The sequence below is a fragment of the Arthrobacter sp. R1-13 genome, from assembly GCF_054161475.1.
Genome location: NZ_CP096420.1, coordinates 1,258,609 through 1,278,499, shown reverse-complemented (window position 1 = coordinate 1,278,499; position 19,891 = coordinate 1,258,609). Strand labels below are relative to the sequence as shown.

Below are 19,891 nucleotides of genomic sequence, written 5' to 3'. Positions count from 1 at the left end.
CCCCGTTCTGTAGGCTGGCACATGTGACTTTTCCAGTAATCGGCGTAGTTGGCGGCGGCCAATTAGCGCGCATGATGGCCCCTGCAGCTACCGCCCTCGGTTTCGAACTCCGCGTTCTGGCCGAAGGGGACGACGTTTCGGCAGTCTCGGCGGTACCCACCGCTCCCGTCGGCGACTACAAGGACCTGGACGCCCTCTTGGAGTTCTCCCGCGGCCTTGACGTTATGACTTTCGATCACGAGCACGTCCCCACCGAGCACCTCCGCGCCCTCCTGGAGGCAGGAGTCAACGTTCAACCCGGACCCGATGCCTTGGTTAACGCCCAGGACAAGCTGATCATGCGTGCCGCCATCGATCGTTTAGAGCTCCCTAATCCGGCGTGGGCGGCTGTGCACGATGTAGGGGAACTTACTGAGTTCGGTGACAAAACCGGCTGGCCCGTGGTGTTGAAAATGCCCCGGGGCGGCTACGACGGCAAAGGGGTGCGGATTATCGCAACACCGGAGGAAGCAGCTGCTGCCGGCGATTGGTTCGACGCCATGAACCCCCTCCTGGCTGAAGCCAAGGTCGATTTCAGCAGGGAACTCTCGGCCCTCGTCGCCCGGACCCCGGACGGTGAATCCCGGGCCTGGCCTGTGGTGCACACGGTGCAGGTGGACGGAGTGTGTGACGAGGTTATCGCCCCAGCCCAGGGCATGTCGCTCGATGTGGCTGCGGCCGCCGAAGAGGCAGCGGTCCGCATCGCCAATGAGCTCGGAGTGACCGGCGTCATGGCTGTGGAAATGTTCGAGACGCCAGGGGTAGGCGCAGGTTTCCTGATCAACGAACTGGCCATGCGCCCGCATAACACCGGCCACTGGACCCAGGACGGATCGGTGACCAGCCAGTTCGAACAGCACCTCCGTGCGGTCCTCAACCTTCCCCTCGGCGCCACCGACGTCCTTGGCGCAGTGGCGGTCATGAAAAACTTCCTGGGCGGAGAGAACCAGGACCTATATTCGGCCTATCACCTGGCCCTCGCCGTCGAGCCGGCTGCCAAGGTGCACTGCTACGCCAAAGCGGTGCGTCCCGGCAGGAAGATAGGCCATGTCAACCTGGTGGGCGCCTCGGCGGCGGATGTTGAATCCCTCAGGGAACGCGCGACGACGGTCGCCGCCACCATCCGTGACGGCCGGCGTCCTGCCCAGGCAGCAGCTGCAACTTCCGAGGAGAACTCATGACCAGCGAATCTGCGGCTCCTTCCGGCACCGCACAGCCCGTTCCTATTGTGGGCCTGGTCATGGGCTCGGACTCCGACTGGCCGGTCATGGAAGCCGCCGCCGATGCCTTGGCAGAGTTTGGAATCCCCTTTGAAGCGGACGTTGTGTCGGCGCACCGCATGCCTCTCGAAATGATCCGTTACGGCCAATCCGCCCATGAACGCGGCTTGCGCGTCATCATCGCAGGTGCAGGCGGGGCCGCCCACCTGCCGGGAATGTTGGCGTCGGTGACGCCCCTGCCTGTCATCGGCGTCCCTGTTCCGCTGAAGACCCTTGACGGCATGGATTCCCTGCTCTCCATCGTGCAAATGCCGGCCGGAGTGCCGGTAGCGACAGTCTCCATCGGTGGGGCCCGCAATGCAGGGCTGCTCGCTGTTCGGACGCTCGCCTCCGGGACCGATGAACTCGCCCTCCGTCTCCGCGGCGAGCTGCTGGAATTTGCGCAGGAACTCAACAACGTCGCCACCCGCAAGGGCGAGGCCCTCCGCCAGAAAGCCGGCGAAGTGTTCTCCGACGGAAACGTCATTCGCCGGGGCAGCCGTTAGGGAGCACAAGATGTCCAACACCCAACTACACAGGGATGAGCAGCAAGGTGGCGCCCTGACGGACCCGGTACGTCATCCCGGCAGTGCAGCGGCTCCCGTCAGGACCAAGCGTGCCTTCGTCCTGGTCCTGCTGACATTGTTCGTGCCCGGCAGCGCGCAGATCGTTGCCGGCGACCGCAGACTGGGCCGGCGTGCCCTGCGTGTGACCTTGGCAGCCTGGGCGCTGATTGTGCTCCTGCTTGTCCTGGTAGCCACGAACCGGACGCTGTTGATCGGAATCGTCACCAACCCGGTCACATCCCTGATTCTCATCCTGCTCCTGGTTGCACTGGCGGTGGGATGGGCCATTTTGTTCATCAATACCCTCCGGCTGATCCGTCCCGTCCTTCTTGAGCCCCGCGTCCGGCCCGTCGTCGGCGCTGCGTTGGTACTTGCCATGGTCCTGAGCAGCGGTTCCCTGGGCTATGCTGCCTATCTGCTGAACGTCGGCCGAAACGCCATCGGCAGTATCTTCAATGCAACAGGGCCCGCCATCGAACCCTCAGAGGGCAGGTACAACTTCTTAATGATGGGCGGTGACGCCGGTGCGGACCGCACCGGACGACGTCCTGACAGCCTGTCCGTGATCAGCGTCGACGCCGAAACCGGCAAGACAGCCATTATCTCCATCCCCCGCAACCTGCAGAACGCACAGTTCAGCGAAGACTCGCCGATGCGCCAGATTTACCCTGACGGCTATGACTGCGGCAATGAATGCCTCATCAACGCCATCAACACCGAGGTCACCAATGAACACCAGGATCTGTATCCCGGTGTGTCCGACCCAGGTGCACAGGCAACTCTCGAAGCCGTCTCGGGCTCCCTCGGCATCAAGGTGCAGGCATACGTCCTCGTGGACATGGAGGGCTTCTCCAAGCTCATCGATGCCATGGGCGGCATCAGGATCAAGGCCGGAGGGTGGGTTCCCATGAGCGGCCCGATGGTGGACGAGGCGAACGGGATCCATGGCATGCCGGAGGGGTGGATTCCTGCAGGTGAACAGCATCTGGATGGTCACCACGCGCTCTGGTATGGCCGGTCGCGGGAATTTGTGGACGACTATTCACGCATCCAGCGGCAACAATGTGTCCAGCAAGCCATGCTGAAGCAATTGGACCCGGCTACCCTCTTGTCCAAATTCCAGGACATCGCCGAGGCCGGAACCAAGGTGGTGGACTCCAACATCTCGGCTTCCCAGCTGGGGAGCTTTGTGGATCTTGCAGTGAAGGCCAAGGGGCAGGACGTCGCCCGCCTGACTATCGGCCCGCCGGACTTTGATGCCTCCTTCTCCACTGTCCCGGACTTCGGCATTATCCACGACAAAGTGCGCCAACTGCTGGGCAGCCAGGCGTCCCCGTCGGCTGGTGCCCTGGACGACGCCATGATCCCTCCGGCCCGGCAGGCCGCCTCCGGCGGTTGGCCCATGGCGGCGGGACCGGTCACTGGGGTGCCCCTGACGCAGCCCGCTCCGGCGCCGTCGGACTTCACACCTGTGACCACAACGCCCGACGGGCAACCGATCACAGCGGAACTGCTGAATGAGTTCAAACGCAACGGCGACGAACAGTCGATCCGTGAGCTCGTAGCCACCAACGGCCAGTGCGCACCCTTATAAACCCTCCCGGCCGCCGACGACAGTAGGCCGGCCACACGATGCAGCCATACGAAGCAGCAAAAGATAGGGATTCCTGGTTTTGTACGAAATTGAGAATGTCCTCCGCCCTTACGCTTGGGGTTCGAAGACGGCAATAGCAGGCTTTCTGGGACGGCCGGTGTCCGGCGGACCGGAAGCCGAACTATGGCTCGGCGCCCACCCCGGCGCCCCTTCCGTCGCGAAGACGGCCGACGGAGGTATGCAAAGGCTGGACGCCCTCATCGCCGCCGACCCCGCGCACCACCTCGGCGCTGCAAGCATGGCTGAGTTTGGACCCCGGCTGCCGTTCCTCCTGAAGGTGCTGGCTGCCGAGAGCCCGTTGTCCCTGCAGGTCCATCCCACGCTTGAGCAGGCCAGAGAAGGTTTTGCCCGGGAGGAAGTTGCCGGAGTGGACCGCAATGCTGTGGAACGCAACTATAAAGACAACAACCACAAACCTGAAATGATCTTCGCGGTGACGGGGTTCGAGGCACTTTGTGGATTCCGTCCGATTCCCTCCAGCCTCGCTTTGCTGGAGCATGTTGCGCGTTCCATGGAGCAACTGTCGTTGGACGTTCCGGCTGTTCTAGGCCACGTTAAGGAGGACTTGAAGGGGAACCCGGAATCTGAAGGGCTCAGGGCAGCATTTACGCGCCTGATCAGCGGAGGCCAGGACGTTTCCGACGCCGTCGGGGACCTTGTCGGTGCGGTAAAGGCGGGCTTGATCCAGAAGCCCTACGAGAAGGAACTCACCACGGCCCTTGAGCTGAACGAGCATTACCCGGGCGATCCTGGTGTGCTGATTTCTCTGTTGCTGAACCGCATTTCGCTCAGGCCCGGCGAGGCGATGTATCTTCCTGCCGGAAACATCCACGCTTACCTGCACGGGTTGGGCATCGAGGTCATGGCGTCGTCAGACAACGTCCTCCGCGGCGGCCTGACGCCGAAATTCATTGACGTCCCGGAACTGCTCAAAACCATTGACTTCTCGGCTGTTGCGGTGCCCATGCTCGCGCCCGAGTTGTCGGGTTTGGGGCAGGAGCTGTACTGCCCGCCGTTCAAGGAGTTCCAGTTACAGCATGTCGTGCTTGCACCAGGGGCCGAGCCCGTGCCGGTCGCGCAGTCCGGGGCGGCCCTGATCATCGTGGTTTCCGGCTCTGTGTTGCTCGACTCCCCCAAGGGAGATCTTCACCTCGGCCGAGGCGGGAGTGCATATCTGCCCGCAGCGGAGGCGCCTGTGAACATCCATCCCGTGTCCGGGGCGACGGAAACTGCCCGTGCTTTTGCCGTGACCACAGCATTGAGGGCGTGATCGTGGAGTCTTTCCTGCAATCCCCTGCGTGGGCCGGCTTCCAGCGCTCCCTCGGCAGGGCAGTGCATGAGGAGTCCGGCCCGGGCTGGAGCTTCCTGGCCATCGAAGAGAAGAATCCGGCCGGGACGGTGCTGTACACGCCGTACGGTCCGGTGGCTGATTCTCTGGAGTCGTTCGACAAGGCCTTGGCAACGCTGGTGGCGCTGGCCAAGCGGTGCGGTGCAGTCTGTGTCCGGATCGAGCCCGTCAAGGCGGGGCTTCCCTCCGATGAAGCCGAGGCCCTGCTGCGGCGTCGTGGACTCGAACCGGCGCCGACGAACCAGCAGCCTGAACTGAGTTGGATTATTGACCTGGAGCCGGACTTCAAGGACATCCTTGCTGCCATGAAGCCGGTCAACCGCAATCTCTACCGGAACATCCACAAAAAGGGTGTGACCTTCCGCAGTTCGCAGGATCCGGAAGACATCGGAGTGCTTCTTAACTTCCTCCACATGACGGCCAGGCGGAACGGCTTCAAGCCCCAAAGCGATGAATACCTGCGGCAGGTGGCAGCTTCGCTCATGCCTGCAGGCGCTGCCACGCTGTACATCGCCGAACTCCATGGCGGGCCCATCGCAGCTGCCTTGGCCTATGATTCCGCGGACACACGGACGTACGCCCATGCCGCCCTGGACGACACCCATCGGAAGCTCAGCGCCGGGATCCCCTTGCTGGTGACCCTCATTGCCGAGGCCAAGGAAAAAGGGCTCAAGTACGTGGATCTCTGGGGCGTGGCCCCCTCGGACCAACCTGACCACAAGTGGGCGGGCTTTACCGCCTTCAAGAAGTCCTTCGGCGGCCACGAAGTTGCCTACGCCGGCACGTGGGATCTCCCGGTCAAGAAAATCCGCTACTCCGCCTACCAGCTCGCCCGCAAAGCCCGGGACAAGGCGAAAGCCCTCCGAAGGAAAGTCCCCGCGCGAACCGGGAGCTGAACCGCTCTCAACGCCGGGCCCCTAACGCGAGACGGCAGCCAATGACCGCAACCGTTGGGTTGGAGGACATTAGCTGCCTGTTCGCGGAGGGGCAGAGCGTGCGCGCCTAGCGGCGGGCGTAGCCTTCCCACTTGCTCGCCTGGTGCTCGCCGTCTACGAAGCGGATGGTGCCGGACTTGGAGCGCATCACGATGGACTGGGTGAGGACCTTGTCCTTGGCGTAGCGCACGCCCTTGAGGAGGTCACCGTCGGTGATGCCCGTCGCGGCAAAGTAGCAGTTGTCGCTGGTGACGAGATCGTTCGTGGAAAGCACGCGGTCAAGATCATGGCCGGCGTCGATGGCCTTCTGCTTCTCGTCATCGCTGGTGGGCCACAGCCGGCCCTGGATCACGCCGCCAAGTGACTTGATGGCGCAGGCAGCGACGATTCCTTCGGGGGTGCCACCGATGCCCATCAGGGCGTCGACTCCTGTGCCGGTACGGACTGCAGCAATCGCGCCGGCAACATCTCCGTCCATGATGAATTTGGTGCGGGCGCCGGCTTCGCGGATTTCCTCCACGAGCGGGCGGTGCCGGTCGCGGTCAAGGATCATGACGTTAAGCTGGTTGACCTTGACACCCTTGGCCTTGGCGATCAGGTGCAGGTTCTGCTTCACCGGTAAACGCAGGTCAACCATATCGGCGGCTTCCGGGCCGGTGACCAGCTTCTCCATGTAGAACACCGCAGAGGGGTCGAACATGGAACCGCGCTCGGCAACGGCCAGAACGGCGAGTGCGTTGTTGATGCCCAGGGCGGTCAGTCGCGTTCCATCGATGGGGTCGACGGCGACGTCACACTCGGGGCCCGTGCCGTCACCGACCTGCTCGCCGTTGAAGAGCATGGGGGCTTCATCTTTTTCGCCTTCACCGATGACCACAACGCCATTGAAGTGGACGGTCTGAAGGAAGGAACGCATGGCGTCGACGGCGGCACCGTCCGCTTTGTTCTTGTCCCCGAAGCCGACCCAGTGGCCGCCGGCAATTGCTGCAGCCTCGGTGACGCGGACAAGTTCAAGGGCGAGGTTGCGGTCAGGCTCGTCCAGCCCGACGGCGAGCGACGGAGAAAGTGTGGAGTACTTCTGGGTAATAGACGCAGGTGACACGTGGACCTCTTCTTTGAGTGGCGATCATTGAACCCGTACGGCCGGAAGTCCGTACGGTGATTCCTCTGCTTCGATCATAGTCGCGGCCGCAAGCGAAGGTCGCGAAATGACTCGGCCGGGAAATATGGCAGCATCTCACCGCCAAACGGACCGAGTGTGAGAACGTCCTGCGAATAAGCGACTATAGAGGGGTGAGTGATATGCAGGACAAGCCCGTCAGCAATGCCCCGGCACCAGCCGCGGGCACCGCTCCCGACGCCCCCGTCCAAACCCAGATCAAGCCCGTAATCCCCGCTGAAGCAGCGAAACGGGCCAATGCATCGGTTATCGGAATGATCATCGCGCTGGCCGTGAGCATTGCCGCGTTCCTTCCCATCGTCCTGATGAACCCCGCTCCGAAGAGTGACGGTTTCCGGCCCGACATCAACGTCAGTGCAGTGGCACAGAATGCTGCGGATGTGGCCGGATTCACACCGGTGGCTCCCAATCCCGGCGACACATACAGCCCCAATTACGCGCGGTGGGAATCCGGAACGGAAAGCGGAGTGCCCACTTGGGAAATCGGCTACGTCACGCCTAAAGAGGCGTTTATCGGCCTGGCCCAGACGGCACAAGCCAATCCGACCTGGCTGGTGCAGCAGGTTGAGAACGCCCCGGTAACAGGAAAACGCAATGCCGGAGGCCTTGACTGGGAGTTACGCGATTCCGGAAAAGGAAAGAAAAGCATGGTCCTGGTCCACCGTGGAACCACAGTGGTGCTGACCGGCGCTGCCCAGCTGGACGAGTTTTCGGTGCTGGCGGCCGCCGTCGTCCAGTCCCTGAACAGTAATCCACGCGAAACAGTTTCACCTTCGGCCGTACCTTCGCCGTAAGGTATTTGCCGTGGCTACTTATCTGACTCCCGCGCTGGCATGGCGCCGCCTGCGCGAAGGCAACGAGCGCTTTGTAACCGGTCAATCCTCCCATCCGAACCAGGACGCATCCCGGCGCTCCTCTCTGGTCGAGAACCAGCACCCTTTCGCGGTCATCTTCGGCTGTTCCGATTCCCGGCTTGCTGCCGAAATTATCTTCGACCTTGGCCTCGGCGATGCCTTTGTGGTGCGCACCGCCGGGCAGGTCATTGACGACGCCGTCCTCGGCTCGCTGGAGTACAGCGTCAGCGAACTGGCCGTGCCGCTGATCGTGGTACTGGGGCATGACAGCTGTGGCGCTGTCAGCGCCACCAAGACGGCCGTCGAGACCGGCAAAATGCCGATTGGCTTCATCCGCGACCTCGTGGAGCGGATCACGCCTTCAGTGCTGACGTCACTCCGGAACGACCAGCACGAGGTCAACGACATGGTGGTTGAGCACGTCAAGCAGACGTCGCAACGGCTCGTGGATAGTTCGCGTGTGATTTCCACCGCAATTGAAACCGGCCGGGTGGCGGTCATTGGGCTCTCTTACAGTCTTGCAGAAGGCCGCGCTCACTTTATTTCCGGAGTCGGAGACCTCTAAATGGGTTCCGGCGGGTCCAGCGCGGCTCGCGGGAGCAGCGGACAGCGGGGCCCTTCATGGTTTTCAGTGCAGGGCCCTAGCGACCTAAGCTAGCCCCATGACTTCCACTACTGAAGAGTTCCGCATTGAACATGACACGATGGGCGAAGTCCGCGTCCCCGTGAACGCCCTGTACCGCGCGCAGACGCAACGTGCAGTGGAGAACTTCCCCATCTCCGGCAAAACCCTGGAACGCGCGCACATTGAGGCACTCGCCCGGGTCAAGAAAGCTGCAGCCCTGGCGAACGCAGAACTGGGAGTGCTCGACGGCGAGCTTGCCCAGGCGATTGCCGACGCTGCCGATGAGGTCGCTTCGGGAAAGTACGACGGCGACTTCCCCATTGACGTGTTCCAGACCGGTTCGGGTACATCGTCGAACATGAACACCAATGAGGTCATCGCCGAGCTCGCCTCGCGTGCCCTCACCTCCGCCGGAAGCGACAAGGTGGTCCACCCGAACGACCATGTCAACGCCTCCCAGTCGTCCAACGACGTTTTCCCAACATCCGTCCATGTCGCCGCAACTTCGGCCCTCATCAACGACCTCATCCCGGCCTTGGGCTACCTGGCCGATTCGCTGGACCGGAAGGCCGTCGAGTTCAAGGACGTCGTAAAGTCCGGCCGCACCCACTTGATGGATGCCACCCCTGTCACCCTGGGCCAGGAATTCGGAGGCTACGCGGCGCAGGTCCGTTACGGCATCGAGCGGATCAACGCTTCACTCCCCCGCGTTGCCGAGGTTCCCCTCGGTGGCACCGCTGTTGGCACGGGAATCAACACCCCGGCAGGCTTCCCGGAGCGCGTCATTGAACTGCTGGCCGCCGACACCGGGTTGCCCCTGACCGAGGCCCGCAACCACTTCGAGGCACAGGCCAACCGTGACGGCCTCATCGAAGCTTCCAGCCAGCTGCGCAACATCGCGATCTCCTTCATGAAGATCAACAATGACCTCCGCTGGATGGGTTCGGGTCCCAACACGGGCTTGGGCGAAATCGCTATCCCTGACCTGCAGCCCGGCTCCTCGATCATGCCCGGCAAGGTCAACCCGGTCATCTGCGAAGCGTCCATCATGGTGTGCGCCCAAGTTATCGGCAACGACACCGCCATCGCATGGTCCGGCACCAACGGCGCTTTTGAGTTGAACGTCGGCATCCCGGTCATGGCTGCCAACCTTCTGGAATCCGTGCGCCTGCTGGCCAACACCAGCCGGGTGATGGCCGACAAGATGATCGACGGCATTACAGCCAACGTTGAGCGTGCCCGCTTCCTCGCGGAAGCTTCCCCGTCCATCGTCACCCCGCTCAACAAGTTCATCGGCTACGAGAACGCAGCCAAGATCGCCAAGAAGGCGGTTGCTGAGGGCCTGACCATCCGCGAAACAGTGGTGGCCATGGGCTTCCTCGAGCGCGGCGAACTGACCGAAGAGCAGTTGGACACGGCCCTCGACGTGATGTCCATGACGAGGCCTCCGCACAAGGCTTAGGTCCCTACCGCCTCCCTTGCTTCGCTGCGCTCAGCCAGGGAACCCTCGGCGGCGGAGGCCCCAGGCGGAGTTCGACGGCTTTAACCAATCCGACGGCGGCCCGGCATCTTTCGCACGAAAGGTAACGGGCCGCCGTCGTTATGGACAGAGTAGGGGCTGTACCGGGTTAAGCCAGGATCTGCAGCAGCACCTTTCGCTAGATGACTGATATATCAATTCTCAGGCGCGATGTTAGGATTGGATCACAGCAGAGTCAGTAGGCTTCACGAAGATTCCGCTTCGGCCAGATACCGAGGAATGGAGAGTCCCTTGAACGCACTTCCCGTCCTGCCGTCGGCAGAAGATACCGTCCTGTCCCAGGCAGAGGCAGCCTACCGGCAGTTGCGCGACAAGCTGATCATGCTGGAAATCAGGCCCGGCGAGCCCATCAATGACGGACAGCTGGCAGCTGAGCTTGGTTATGGGCGCACTCCTGTAAGGGAGGCCATCAAACGTCTTGAGATCGACCATCTGGTGGTCTCCTACCCACGGCGAGGAACGTTCGCCACCAGCGTGGACTTCACTGAACTTGCCGACGTCTCCGAGATCCGCGAACTCCTGGAGCCGCTCGCAGCACGTCGCGCCGCAAAGAGGGCAAGTGCCCCAATGCGGCAGGAGCTCCTGGCCACGGCCACGACCATTGCCACCATGGACCCCAGCCCCGCGGAGTCCCGGGATCTCATGCGGTATGACCTGACAGTTCATCGGTTGATCTACAAGGCCGCTGCAAATCCTCACCTCGAAGACACCCTGATCCGCTACGACAATCTCGCGACACGTATTTGGTGCCTGGTGTTGGACAAAGTCCCGTCGGTCAGTGGCCACATCACTGAGCATGTGGACTTACTCAAGGCAGTGGCTGAGGGTGACGCCGACAAAGCAGGCGAGCTGGCCCTTCACCATGTTACGAGCTTTGAGCAGACCATCCGCAAAGTTCTGTAGCGAGTGCCTACCTGCGCTTCCGGAGTTTCGGCCAGTTCACGTTCAGCAGCACCAGTGCCAGCAAGAGTGCGTCCACGGTCATGATTCCGGCTATAAGGTACGCCCATCCAGCCACAATAATCTCCTGACTTGGTCCCCCAGGCCGATCGATTTCTCAAGTGTCGCACGGCCGGGGCCCAGACGGAATGCCTGGTCGGAGACCAAAGAAACGCCGGCTTTGACCTGCGCACCAACTCGCTTAATGGAATGTCAGCTTGGTCACATTTCCCGGTCTAGGATCGACACTGTGGAACTAATCGAGAGAACCCTACAGGCGGCCGTCTGGCGGGTATGCGGACCGCAGAAACTACTCGAGAGTGTGGAAAATGGCTTCGAACACTGACCCTGAATCGGACATTGAGGCTGAGGGCGGGCAGCAAGGTGGCGTGCAGTCCGTAGACCGGGCACTTGCTGTGCTGGAGATCCTGGCCCGGGACGGCCATGCCGGCGTGAGTGAAATCGCTGAAGAGATGCACATTCACAAATCCACTGCTTCACGGCTGCTCGGCTCTCTGGTCAGCAGGGAGATGGTCCATCAGAACAGCGAGCGCGGAAAGTACCAGCTGGGCTTTGGCATCCTGAGACTGGCCAGCTCCATTCCGGGCAGGCTGAGCCTGGTGCGGGAGGCCCGCCCTGTGCTGGAGAACCTGGCCGAGCAATACAAGGAAACAGTAAACCTGGCCGTTCTGCGATCCAATTACGCGGTGAATGTGGATCAGGCAATGGGCCCCTCAACATTGGCTACCTACGACTGGGTGGGCAGTCTCACGCCGCTTCACGCTACATCCAGCGGAAAAGTCCTGCTGGCGGCGCTTTCAGCCGAAGAGAGGGACCGGATCCTGAAGGAAACCGGAACGCCTGCCAGGACTCCCCGGACCATCACCAACAGGGGAAAGCTGGAAAGCCAACTGCTGGACGTTTCGCGCAATGGCTACGCGGTTGCCCGGGAGGAGTTCGAGATCGGGCTCAACTCCATGGCTGTTCCGGTGTACAACCACGTGGGAACCGTAATCGGCGCCGTCAGTATTTCCGGGCCGGCTTTCCGTTTCGATCCGGAGAAGACGCAGGGACTCGCTGAGGCGCTGAAGCAGGCAGGGATGCAGATCAGCGCGAACATGGGCTTCACTCGGAGGTAAGGTACTCATTGCATCGGTTCCTCCACGCCGACGCTTGAGCAGCCGCCCCTACCACCTTGCCCCTGTAATGCCGCCCCCTCGGAAAAGAGGCCCTTGCCCCTATCTGTCACTGGTGATTTCCTATGAGGATGGCAAACAGAGAATCTCCAGAGAGCCTGCCTTCAGACGAACACCTGCGGAAGGATGTGGCCCCCGAGTCCGTGGGCGACACCCAAGACGCCGCAGAGAATGATTTTGCGCCGGGACAAACAAATGCAGGGCAGCAAGTGGCGGGTCTCGCTTCAGCCAGTGGCTACGGCAGTGACCTGGATCCGGATAAGCAGTCCGAAGGAAACAATCCCGTGTAAGAAGTGCTGCTTAGCCGGCCCACTCTCCTTTGTCCCGGACGCCAGTAAGGCGCGCCAGGTAATCCCGACGCGCCTTAGTGGAGTTCGCTGGTTACTGTGAAACCTTCGCCAGCGTCTCCCGCTCCGCTCCAATGGTGGTGTTGTCGCCATGGCCCGTGCGCACCACAGTCTCGGGAGGAAGTGTCAGCAGGCGCTCCCGGATGGACGTGAGGATGGTGGGGTAATCACTGTAGGACCTGCCAGTGGCGCCAGGTCCGCCGTTGAAGAGGGTGTCTCCAGTGAACACCGTTCCTTCCCTCTCCAACAGGAAGCATGTGGAGCCGGGCGAATGACCGGGGGTGTGGATAGACCGCAGAGTGGCCCCTGCCACCTCGATGACATCTCCGTCGGCAAGATCGCGCTCAGGCCTGTCGCCGGGATAGACATGTTCCCACAACATCTGGTCGTCAGGATGCAGGTAGACGGGCGCGTCAACTGCCTCAGCAACTTCCCTGGCCGCCCCGATGTGGTCGTTGTGCGCGTGGGTCAGGAGGATGGCTAGCACCTTCCGGCCACGGACCTGGCTGATGATTGCGGCAGCGTCATGCGGGGAGTCGATGATCACGCATTCGTCGTCGTTCCCCACGATCCAGACGTTGTTCTCCACGTCCCAGGTGCCACCGTCGAGCGAAAAAGTTCCCGAGGTGACCAGGTTCTCAATGGTCACGCCCATCAGAGCTTCACCGCCGCAGGGAGTTCAACAACGGACCGGAGGACCTTGCCCTCATGCATCCTTTCGAAGGCCTCCTCCACCTGGTCAATGGTGATCCGTTCCGTGACGAACGCGTCCAGGTCCAGGTTGCCCTGCTTGTAGTGCTGGACCAGCATCGGGAAGTCGCGGGACGGCAGGCAGTCCCCGTACCAGGAGGACTTCAGGGAGCCGCCCCGGCCAAAGACATCCAGCAGCGGCAGCTCGAGCTTCATGTCCGGCGTCGGGACGCCCACCAGCACCATGCGGCCGGCAAGGTCGCGGGCGTAGAACGCCTGCCTATACGTCTCAGGACGGCCGACGGCGTCAATCACCACATCGGCACCGTTGCCACCGGTCAGGGACCGAATAGCTTCGACCGGGTCCTCCTTTGAGGAATCAATCCCATGGGTGGCACCAAGGGTCCTTGCCAGCTCCACCTTGTTGGCGTCGATATCGACGGCGATGATCGTGGTGGCACCTGCCAGCTTCGCGCCGGCGATGGCTGCGATACCCACGCCGCCACAGCCGATCACGGCGACGGACTCGCCGCGCTTGACCTCTCCAGTGTTGATGGCGGCCCCAATCCCGGCCATCACACCGCAGCCAAGCAGCCCGACGGCCGCGGGATCGACGTCCTCATCCACCTTGGTGCACTGCCCGGCAGCTACAAGGGTCTTCTCCGCGAAGGCGCCGATGCCCAGGGCGGGAGAAAGTTCTGTTCCATCCTCAAGGGTCATCTTCTGCGTGGCATTGTACGTGGTGAAGCAGTACTGGGGCTGTCCCTTCGCACAAGCCCGGCAATTGCCGCAGACGGCCCGCCAGTTGAGGATGACACGGTCCCCGGCTGCAACCTCGGTGACGCCAGGACCAACGGCGCTGACGACCCCGGCGGCTTCATGGCCCAACAGGATGGGGAAATCATCGGTGATTCCGCCCTGCTTGTAGTGCAGGTCGGTGTGGCAGACCCCGCAGGTAAGGATGTCCACCAAGGCCTCGCCAGGACCAGGGTCCGGCACCAGGATGGTCTCTACAGAAACGGGAGCGTTCTTTGTCCTGGAGATAACGGCCTTTACTTTGTGCACCATTTACTTCTGTTCCTTTCGTTGATCGGACGAATATCGCCGATCCGACTAACAAATCCTAAGAGTTGCGGAGCCAGCATTGAGCTACCCAAAAGGGCGGCTGGCTGCACCAAAGGGATGGCTCCTGGGCTGGCTGGGATCCCTTGTCTGATCGAGACGGCCGCGAAGTGAACCTATCCTGCAATTGCGTATTACACAACAAGATGCAAATAGCGCGTACTGGAAAATATGACAGTCAGCAGGTAAGGGTGTCAATACAGTCCCGGAGCACCGCTTGCTGCAGAAGCAGGCCGAGGCTTTATCCAACCAGAAGGGCCGGGCGGGAAGCCGGGACAAGCATTAGAGTGCAACAGTTGGCAATTGGGCTTGGCGGTTCCAACGCAGGCACCACCAACTGACGTCGGCATGTACTGCACGGCCCTAGGGTTCGAAGTGAACGGCCTCGGCAGGATCCAGCGCGAGGTGGATACTCGCCAGATGGCCGGGCATGAGCTCCGGCAGTTCGTCCAGACTGAACCAGCCCACGGCCAGGGATTCGTCGTCGTTGACCCGAGGCTCTCCGGCGACGTGGCGGCAGCGGAAAGCTACGTCGAGGAATTCGCAAACATCGCCGTTGGGGAATGTCACCGGGCCCACAGTGCCTACGGAGACCACGCGCTCGGGTTCGGCGATGATCGCGGTCTCTTCAAAGATCTCGCGCACGATGCCCGGTGCGGGGTGCTCCCCTGGTTCGAGCATTCCCGTAATCAGCGCCCACTGCCTGTTGTCTGCCCGCTGGCCCAGCAACACCCGGCCTTCATCGTCGAAGACAATGCCCCGGACGGCCGGCAGCCATAGCGGGTCGTTGCCGATCTTTTGACGGATTTTGAGAATGTAGTCCGGAGTCGCCATCAAGCAAGCCTAGCTGAGGATCTACAACAGAAAGGGATAGGAAAGGTGAACGGCAGGGACATATCAAAGGCACTGGCCTAACCGTAGGCAATGGGCCCGGAATCCTTCAGCTCCACGGTGCCGTGGCTGTTCCGCAGCACCAGGGACTCCCCCGTTAGCTCCCAGGTCACGGCTTGATTGAAGAGCTCATGGGTCCAGTTTTCATAGCCGCCCTCCGGCCCCTGGCACGCCATCACCGTCGAGACAATATCACCGGGAATCAGTTGGTTTCCTTTGACGGTGACGTCCACACCCATCGAATTACAGGGAGTCTGCACACCAATGGACCAGGTGCCGTTCACGAAGATGGAGGACACCGCAAGGGGCTGGGCTTTAAGCCACTCGAGCTCGCCGGAGCCATCCCGTCCGCCGACAGAGGTAAACGTGCGGCACCCGAAGGGTCCACCCTCGCAACTGGGTTGCGGATACGGCGTGGTCGTTCCGGCGGGCATTGTCTCCTGGGGCACGCCGGGTTCCGACAGCGAATCAGGAGGCACCGGGGGTTCGGAGAGCGTGCTGGCTACAGGCACTGTCGGCTTCACAGCAGGTGCCCCGGGCAGATCACCGCATCCTCCCAAGGCAACTGCCAACGCCACCGCAAGAGGGAGTACCCGCGCCTTCCTGCTCAAAAGGCTGCCCGCCACTTTCACAGTCTCCCCCAATTCACCCTTAGGACCTTGTGTAGCGGTTCCCAGTGTCCGCCCACAAAGGTATGGAGGAAAGGCGTTCCGGTAACGGATTGGCGGCAATTTCGGCACCCGACAACTCCTGCTCGATGCAGTACTCCGCGGGGTCACCCAGAGCGCCAGTCGTTAGGCCGGAAGAAACACCATCGCCGTCGCGGTCCCGGCCAGCATAAACGGGCCAAAAGGGATGTCTGATTTGAGAGTTCCCCGTCGGGCGGCCAGCAGCCCGAGACTCCACAATCCACCAAAGAGGAAAGCGGCAAAGGTACCGGCAAAAACATGCGCCCAGCCAAGATAGCCGAGGTAGATTCCCAGCACTCCAGCAAGCTTGACGTCACCAAATCCCATGCCCGGCGGGTACACCAGTCGGAGAATGAAATAGAAGAGCCACATGACTCCAGCGCCTGCCAGAATGCGCAGTCCTGGTATCCCCCAAAGGGAAGCTCCGCCGTCGTCGGGCGCTTCCGAAGCCGCAAGTGCCCCCGACACCGCATACACCGTCGTGGCTCCCAGCAGGAGGGCGCCGGCCACACCATAGGAAGGAAAAACGATCCTGTTCGGCAGCAGGTGGTGTTTCACGTCGATGACCGTGAGCCACGCCGCCATGACCAGAAAATAGGCGCATGCTGCCAACACCAGCCAGAAGGCCAACGGTGTGGCCTCCCACAGTTCGTCCAGTCGTCGGATCACTCTCCGGATGCTACCGGCTTTTGACGGCCGGCGGCCGACGCCCGCGCGTAAACTGTGGATATGTGGTCGTGGGACAGCCAGCACCGGGCGGAATCCGCCCAGCAGAATGGCACCATGGACGCGCCTACACGGTTCCGGAACCTCTGCCGGTCCTCGCCCTGGAAGTGGCAGACCCTCCGCTTTGAGTACCGGGAACAGCCCTCTGGTTCCCCGGCAGCGGACGAAGTCCCTGAGGCCCTTATGGTCCGGGCATGGTTGCGGCGGCCTGGAGCGTTGCGCCTCGAATCAGCCGATGGCACAGTCCTGCACAGCACCACCGGCATCAACGACTCCCGCGACGGCCTTTACGTCAGTTCCACCAGGAAGTCCTGGCTGCTGCCGCCACAGCTTGTCACACCCGTTTACGACGACGGCGGGCTGGTCCGGCGCCGTCCCGAGGCCGCCTACGGTGAGCCCTGTTTTGGCAACGGCCGCTTCGCAGCCGCCTTGGACCCCGTCGAACTGGCCGGAAATTCCCCGGTTCCGGCTGAATTCCCCAAACTGAATGCTGTCGAGCTGCATTCCATCACTGAAGTGGATCATGAGGGGCGGCCGGCCATGCAAGCCATAGTGGTCCCAAACGCCGCTTATCGGCCAACTGATCCGTCAGCACCGCTCTGTCGCGAGGGCCGCAACCTGGTGAGGGTGGACGTCGGCACGGGCGTGTGCGTTGCCGCCAGTTGGCTGGATGGCCCTGCTGAAGGTCATTGGCTGAAGATCCTGGCGGTGGATGAGTACATGCTTGATGATCTGTTCCTGGCCGAGTCCATGAACCTGACGGATGTCCGCCGCCACATCAGCTGGGATATCCCCGATGGCGCGTGACTCTCCGGCACACTGGCATTCGGACTAGGCTTCCTGAATGACTGCTTTGAGCACCATCTGGCCCGCTTTTGGGCTCACCCTTACTACTCCGCGGCTTGAGCTGCGGCCGATTCGGGACGAGGACATCCCCGCCGCTCTGGAAGCGGCCGCCAGTGGCATCCACGATCCGGGCTCCAGCCCGTTCAGCAATCCCTGGACGGAGGTTCCGCCTGATGAACTGGGTGCCAACATGGCCCGGTGGTATTGGCAGTGCCGGGCCGGCACCTCTCCGGAGTCATGGATGTTACTCTTCGGCGTCTGGCATGAGGGCCAGTTGCTGGGATGCCAGGATGTTGAGGCAAAGGACTTCGCATCGTTGAAGTCCGTCTCGACCGGCTCTTGGCTCAGACGCAGCGCACAGGGCCACGGTTTCGGCAAGGAAATGCGCGCAGCCATGATCCTCTATTCCTTTGACTACCTGAAAGCGGACATTGCCAGATCCGAGGCGCTCGACTGGAACGCCCCGTCCCTCGGCGTGTCCCGCTCCCTCGGCTACGAATCCAACGGAACAAGTCGCCAAGCCTGGGCCGGTACCCGGCGCATCGTCCACCAGCTGCAGGTCACACCGGAAACATTCAAGCGCCCCGACTGGACTCTGAAGGTAGAAGGCCACGAGCCCCTGGCCCATTTCCTTAAACTCTAATCGGAGGAACTGGAGACACCGTCATAGCGCGGCTGCGGTTTCCCGCAAGGAGCGCATCGCCGACCAGAGCGGCTCGAAGGTCGCCAGCGACCGGAGCGCCGCGTCGGGAGGTGTCTAAGCGACGGCGGGACGCCGGAGCCGCGCGATGGTGACCTCGCGCGGCTCCTCGGCCTAGACTTCTGCCCCTTCGAGGAGTTCAGTGACAAGCGCTGCGATCGGTGAACGCTCAGAGCGGGTCAGGGTGATGTGGCCGAAGAGGGGGTGCCCCTTCAGGGTCTCCACCACGGCGGCGATACCGTCGTGCCGCCCTACGCGGAGGTTGTCCCGCTGGGCGACGTCGTGGGTCAGGACGATCTTCGAGTTCTGTCCGATCCGGCTCATAACAGTCAGCAGGACGTTCTTTTCGAGTGACTGCGCCTCGTCAACGATCACGAAGGCGTCATGCAGCGAGCGCCCGCGGATGTGGGTTAGCGGCATGACTTCGAGCATGCCCCGGTCCATCACCTCCTCCACCACTTCCTGGCTGACCAGTGCCCCGAGGGTATCGAAAACCGCCTGCGCCCAGGGGTTCATTTTCTCGGATTCGGAACCGGGCAGGTATCCAAGCTCCTGCCCGCCCACAGCGTAGAGCGGCCTGAACACAATCACCTTGCGGTGTTCGCGCCGCTCCAGAACTGCCTCAAGGCCCGCACAAAGAGCGAGCGCGGACTTTCCTGTGCCTGCCCGACCACCAATGGACACGATCCCTACGGAGGGGTCCATGAGCATATCGATGGCCAACCGCTGTTCGGCAGAGCGGCCATGTAGTCCGAAGACGTCACGGTCGCCCTTGACCAGCCGGACCTGCTTGTCCGCTCCCACCCTGCCAAGTGCTGAGCCCCTCGTCGAGAGCAGCACCAGGTTGGTGTTGACAGGCATTTCTGCTGCGGCCGGTATGAAGACGGGCTCGTGCCCGTACAGCGTTGCAACCTCGGCCTCGCTCGCGTCCACCTCGGCGACACCTGTCCAGCCGGAGTCTTTCACCAGCTCATTGCGGTATTCGTCCGCGTTGAGGCCCATCGCCGATGCCTTGACCCGCATCGGAAGGTCCTTGGACACCACTGTCACGTTGCGTCCCTCATTGGCGAGGTTCTTGGCGACGGCGAGAATCCGGCTGTCGTTGTCCCCGCTGCGGAACCCCGCGGGAAGCACCTCGCTGGAGATGTGATTCATCTCCACAACAAGCGTGCCGCCGTCGTTACCCAAAGGAATGGGGCGGTTGAGTCCACCATGCTGGACCCGAAGATCATCAAGGAGCCTTAGCGCCTTCCGGGCAAAGTACCCCAGTTCAGGATCGTGCCGTTTCCCTTCAAGCTCGGTGATCACCACGATGGGCACTATCACTTCATGCTCCGCGAACCGCAACAGTGCACGGGGGTCGGAGATCAAAACGGAGGTGTCAATGACGAAGGTCGAAACGTCGGCCCTGAGCCCGGTTTGTTTGCTGGAAACAGAAAGACCGGCTGCAGCATCTTTTTTCGCTGCACCGGTCTTTGAATTTGCTCGCTTGGCGCGAGAGGTAGCCTTCTCACCCTGATCGGTAATGACTTCGGGCAATTGTTCAGAAATAGCCACATCGACTCCAGCCCCGGGGCACATGCCCGGAATTGTTATTGGTGAGGCGGCTCGGCCCGGAGGCCGGGCGCGGCCCCCCATACATCCGGTGCGAAAATTCGCTCCATGTAGTGGCCTCCCCGATCAGCGGGCGGTTTACCTGCTGATGTTTCTAACGTAAATCGCGGACGGGAAATTTCCAACGTTAT

20 protein-coding genes are annotated in these 19,891 nt (G+C 62.0%); 13 read left to right on the top strand and 7 right to left on the bottom strand.

Annotated features, from left to right (window positions below; genetic code table 11):
* The first annotated feature begins 71 nt into the window (after nt 1-71).
* From M1D88_RS05960 to M1D88_RS05940, 5 genes are all read left to right on the top strand, one after another.
* Nucleotides 72-1,220 carry a 5-(carboxyamino)imidazole ribonucleotide synthase gene (locus M1D88_RS05960; RefSeq protein ID WP_458114445.1) on the top strand — a complete coding sequence of 383 codons (1,149 nt, stop codon included), beginning with the start codon at nt 72-74 and terminating at the stop codon, nt 1,218-1,220.
* Nucleotides 1,217-1,804, top strand: a complete 588-nt coding sequence (gene purE / locus M1D88_RS05955) for a 5-(carboxyamino)imidazole ribonucleotide mutase (protein ID WP_458113638.1) — start codon at nt 1,217-1,219, stop codon at nt 1,802-1,804. Before M1D88_RS05960 ends, purE begins: the two co-directional genes overlap by 4 nt.
* 10 nt (nt 1,805-1,814) lie before the next feature.
* Nucleotides 1,815-3,458, top strand: coding sequence for an LCP family protein (locus tag M1D88_RS05950; protein ID WP_458113637.1), 1,644 nt, complete (start codon nt 1,815-1,817; stop codon nt 3,456-3,458).
* A 79-nt stretch (nt 3,459-3,537) separates the two neighbouring features.
* Entirely contained in the window at nt 3,538-4,788 is a 1,251-nt protein-coding gene (manA, locus tag M1D88_RS05945) for a mannose-6-phosphate isomerase, class I (RefSeq protein WP_458113636.1), read from the top strand.
* A gap of 2 nt (nt 4,789-4,790) precedes the next feature.
* Nucleotides 4,791-5,762, top strand: coding sequence for a lipid II:glycine glycyltransferase FemX (locus M1D88_RS05940; protein ID WP_458113635.1), 972 nt, complete (start codon nt 4,791-4,793; stop codon nt 5,760-5,762).
* A gap of 106 nt (nt 5,763-5,868) precedes the next feature.
* On the opposite strand, the gene glpX is transcribed toward M1D88_RS05940, so the two are convergent.
* Nucleotides 5,869-6,903, bottom strand: a complete 1,035-nt coding sequence (gene glpX, locus M1D88_RS05935; RefSeq protein ID WP_309106884.1) for a class II fructose-bisphosphatase — start codon at nt 6,901-6,903, stop codon at nt 5,869-5,871.
* Nucleotides 6,904-7,103: 200 nt separating this feature from the next.
* Here glpX and M1D88_RS05930 point away from each other — a divergent pair, with 200 nt between their 5' ends.
* The 6 genes from M1D88_RS05930 to M1D88_RS05905 all read left to right on the top strand — a co-directional run bounded on the left by M1D88_RS05930 (nt 7,104) and on the right by M1D88_RS05905 (nt 12,425).
* A complete protein-coding gene (locus M1D88_RS05930; RefSeq protein WP_458114444.1) occupies nt 7,104-7,775 on the top strand; it encodes a DUF4245 domain-containing protein in 672 nt (223 codons plus the stop codon).
* Between the two features lie 10 nt (nt 7,776-7,785).
* On the top strand, nt 7,786-8,400 hold the full coding sequence (locus tag M1D88_RS05925; RefSeq protein ID WP_458113634.1) for a carbonic anhydrase: 615 nt from the start codon (nt 7,786-7,788) through the stop codon (nt 8,398-8,400).
* A gap of 97 nt (nt 8,401-8,497) precedes the next feature.
* Nucleotides 8,498-9,922, top strand: coding sequence for a class II fumarate hydratase (locus M1D88_RS05920; protein WP_309106882.1), 1,425 nt, complete (start codon nt 8,498-8,500; stop codon nt 9,920-9,922).
* A gap of 297 nt (nt 9,923-10,219) precedes the next feature.
* Nucleotides 10,220-10,903 (top strand): GntR family transcriptional regulator, encoded by a 684-nt coding sequence (locus M1D88_RS05915; RefSeq protein WP_458113633.1) that lies wholly within the window; start codon nt 10,220-10,222, stop codon nt 10,901-10,903.
* Nucleotides 10,904-11,268: 365 nt separating this feature from the next.
* Nucleotides 11,269-12,078: an IclR family transcriptional regulator gene (locus M1D88_RS05910; protein WP_458113632.1), complete on the top strand. Its 810-nt coding sequence runs from the start codon at nt 11,269-11,271 to the stop codon at nt 12,076-12,078.
* Between the two features lie 128 nt (nt 12,079-12,206).
* Complete coding sequence (locus M1D88_RS05905; RefSeq protein WP_458113631.1) at nt 12,207-12,425, top strand: hypothetical protein; 219 nt, start codon at nt 12,207-12,209, stop codon at nt 12,423-12,425.
* 91 nt (nt 12,426-12,516) lie between these two features.
* Here M1D88_RS05905 and M1D88_RS05900 read toward each other — a convergent pair whose 3' ends face one another.
* The 5 genes from M1D88_RS05900 to M1D88_RS05880 all read right to left on the bottom strand — a co-directional run bounded on the left by M1D88_RS05900 (nt 12,517) and on the right by M1D88_RS05880 (nt 16,543).
* Nucleotides 12,517-13,137 carry an MBL fold metallo-hydrolase gene (locus M1D88_RS05900; protein WP_458113630.1) on the bottom strand — a complete coding sequence of 207 codons (621 nt, stop codon included), beginning with the start codon at nt 13,135-13,137 and terminating at the stop codon, nt 12,517-12,519.
* Complete coding sequence (locus M1D88_RS05895) at nt 13,137-14,240, bottom strand: S-(hydroxymethyl)mycothiol dehydrogenase (RefSeq protein WP_458113629.1); 1,104 nt, start codon at nt 14,238-14,240, stop codon at nt 13,137-13,139. The genes M1D88_RS05900 and M1D88_RS05895 overlap by 1 nt, the downstream gene beginning before the upstream one ends.
* 417 nt (nt 14,241-14,657) lie before the next feature.
* Nucleotides 14,658-15,128 (bottom strand): NUDIX hydrolase, encoded by a 471-nt coding sequence (locus tag M1D88_RS05890; RefSeq protein WP_458113628.1) that lies wholly within the window; start codon nt 15,126-15,128, stop codon nt 14,658-14,660.
* 77 nt (nt 15,129-15,205) lie between these two features.
* The gene (locus M1D88_RS05885) at nt 15,206-15,811 is read right to left on the bottom strand and encodes an META domain-containing protein (RefSeq protein ID WP_458113627.1); all 606 of its coding nucleotides are present in this window, start codon (nt 15,809-15,811) and stop codon (nt 15,206-15,208) included.
* 168 nt (nt 15,812-15,979) lie between these two features.
* Nucleotides 15,980-16,543, bottom strand: a complete 564-nt coding sequence (locus M1D88_RS05880) for a prepilin peptidase (RefSeq protein ID WP_458113626.1) — start codon at nt 16,541-16,543, stop codon at nt 15,980-15,982.
* A gap of 60 nt (nt 16,544-16,603) precedes the next feature.
* Here M1D88_RS05880 and M1D88_RS05875 point away from each other — a divergent pair, with 60 nt between their 5' ends.
* Together M1D88_RS05875 and M1D88_RS05870 are read left to right on the top strand one after the other, a co-directional pair.
* Nucleotides 16,604-17,407, top strand: coding sequence for a hypothetical protein (locus M1D88_RS05875; protein WP_458113625.1), 804 nt, complete (start codon nt 16,604-16,606; stop codon nt 17,405-17,407).
* A 37-nt stretch (nt 17,408-17,444) separates the two neighbouring features.
* A complete protein-coding gene (locus M1D88_RS05870) occupies nt 17,445-18,089 on the top strand; it encodes a GNAT family N-acetyltransferase (RefSeq protein WP_458113624.1) in 645 nt (214 codons plus the stop codon).
* Nucleotides 18,090-18,260: 171 nt separating this feature from the next.
* Here M1D88_RS05870 and M1D88_RS05865 read toward each other — a convergent pair whose 3' ends face one another.
* Nucleotides 18,261-19,703 carry a PhoH family protein gene (locus M1D88_RS05865; RefSeq protein ID WP_458113623.1) on the bottom strand — a complete coding sequence of 481 codons (1,443 nt, stop codon included), beginning with the start codon at nt 19,701-19,703 and terminating at the stop codon, nt 18,261-18,263.
* Nucleotides 19,704-19,891 lie beyond the last annotated feature (188 nt).

What these genes read in the sequence shown, in the direction of transcription:
- M1D88_RS05960 (WP_458114445.1), top strand. Translation starts at nt 72, where the DNA reads ATGATGGCCCCTGCAGCTACCGCCCTCGGTTTCGAACTCCGCGTTCTG.
- purE (WP_458113638.1), top strand. Translation starts at nt 1,217, where the DNA reads ATGACCAGCGAATCTGCGGCTCCTTCCGGCACCGCACAGCCCGTTCCT.
- M1D88_RS05950 (WP_458113637.1), top strand. Translation starts at nt 1,815, where the DNA reads ATGTCCAACACCCAACTACACAGGGATGAGCAGCAAGGTGGCGCCCTG.
- M1D88_RS05930 (WP_458114444.1), top strand. Translation starts at nt 7,104, where the DNA reads ATGCAGGACAAGCCCGTCAGCAATGCCCCGGCACCAGCCGCGGGCACC.
- M1D88_RS05920 (WP_309106882.1), top strand. Translation starts at nt 8,498, where the DNA reads ATGACTTCCACTACTGAAGAGTTCCGCATTGAACATGACACGATGGGC.
- M1D88_RS05915 (WP_458113633.1), top strand. Translation starts at nt 10,220, where the DNA reads ATGGAGAGTCCCTTGAACGCACTTCCCGTCCTGCCGTCGGCAGAAGAT.
- M1D88_RS05910 (WP_458113632.1), top strand. Translation starts at nt 11,269, where the DNA reads ATGGCTTCGAACACTGACCCTGAATCGGACATTGAGGCTGAGGGCGGG.
- M1D88_RS05905 (WP_458113631.1), top strand. Translation starts at nt 12,207, where the DNA reads ATGGCAAACAGAGAATCTCCAGAGAGCCTGCCTTCAGACGAACACCTG.
- M1D88_RS05900 (WP_458113630.1), bottom strand. Translation starts at nt 13,137, where the DNA reads ATGGGCGTGACCATTGAGAACCTGGTCACCTCGGGAACTTTTTCGCTC.
- M1D88_RS05895 (WP_458113629.1), bottom strand. Translation starts at nt 14,240, where the DNA reads ATGGTGCACAAAGTAAAGGCCGTTATCTCCAGGACAAAGAACGCTCCC.
- M1D88_RS05890 (WP_458113628.1), bottom strand. Translation starts at nt 15,128, where the DNA reads ATGGCGACTCCGGACTACATTCTCAAAATCCGTCAAAAGATCGGCAAC.
- M1D88_RS05875 (WP_458113625.1), top strand. Translation starts at nt 16,604, where the DNA reads ATGTGGTCGTGGGACAGCCAGCACCGGGCGGAATCCGCCCAGCAGAAT.
- M1D88_RS05870 (WP_458113624.1), top strand. Translation starts at nt 17,445, where the DNA reads ATGACTGCTTTGAGCACCATCTGGCCCGCTTTTGGGCTCACCCTTACT.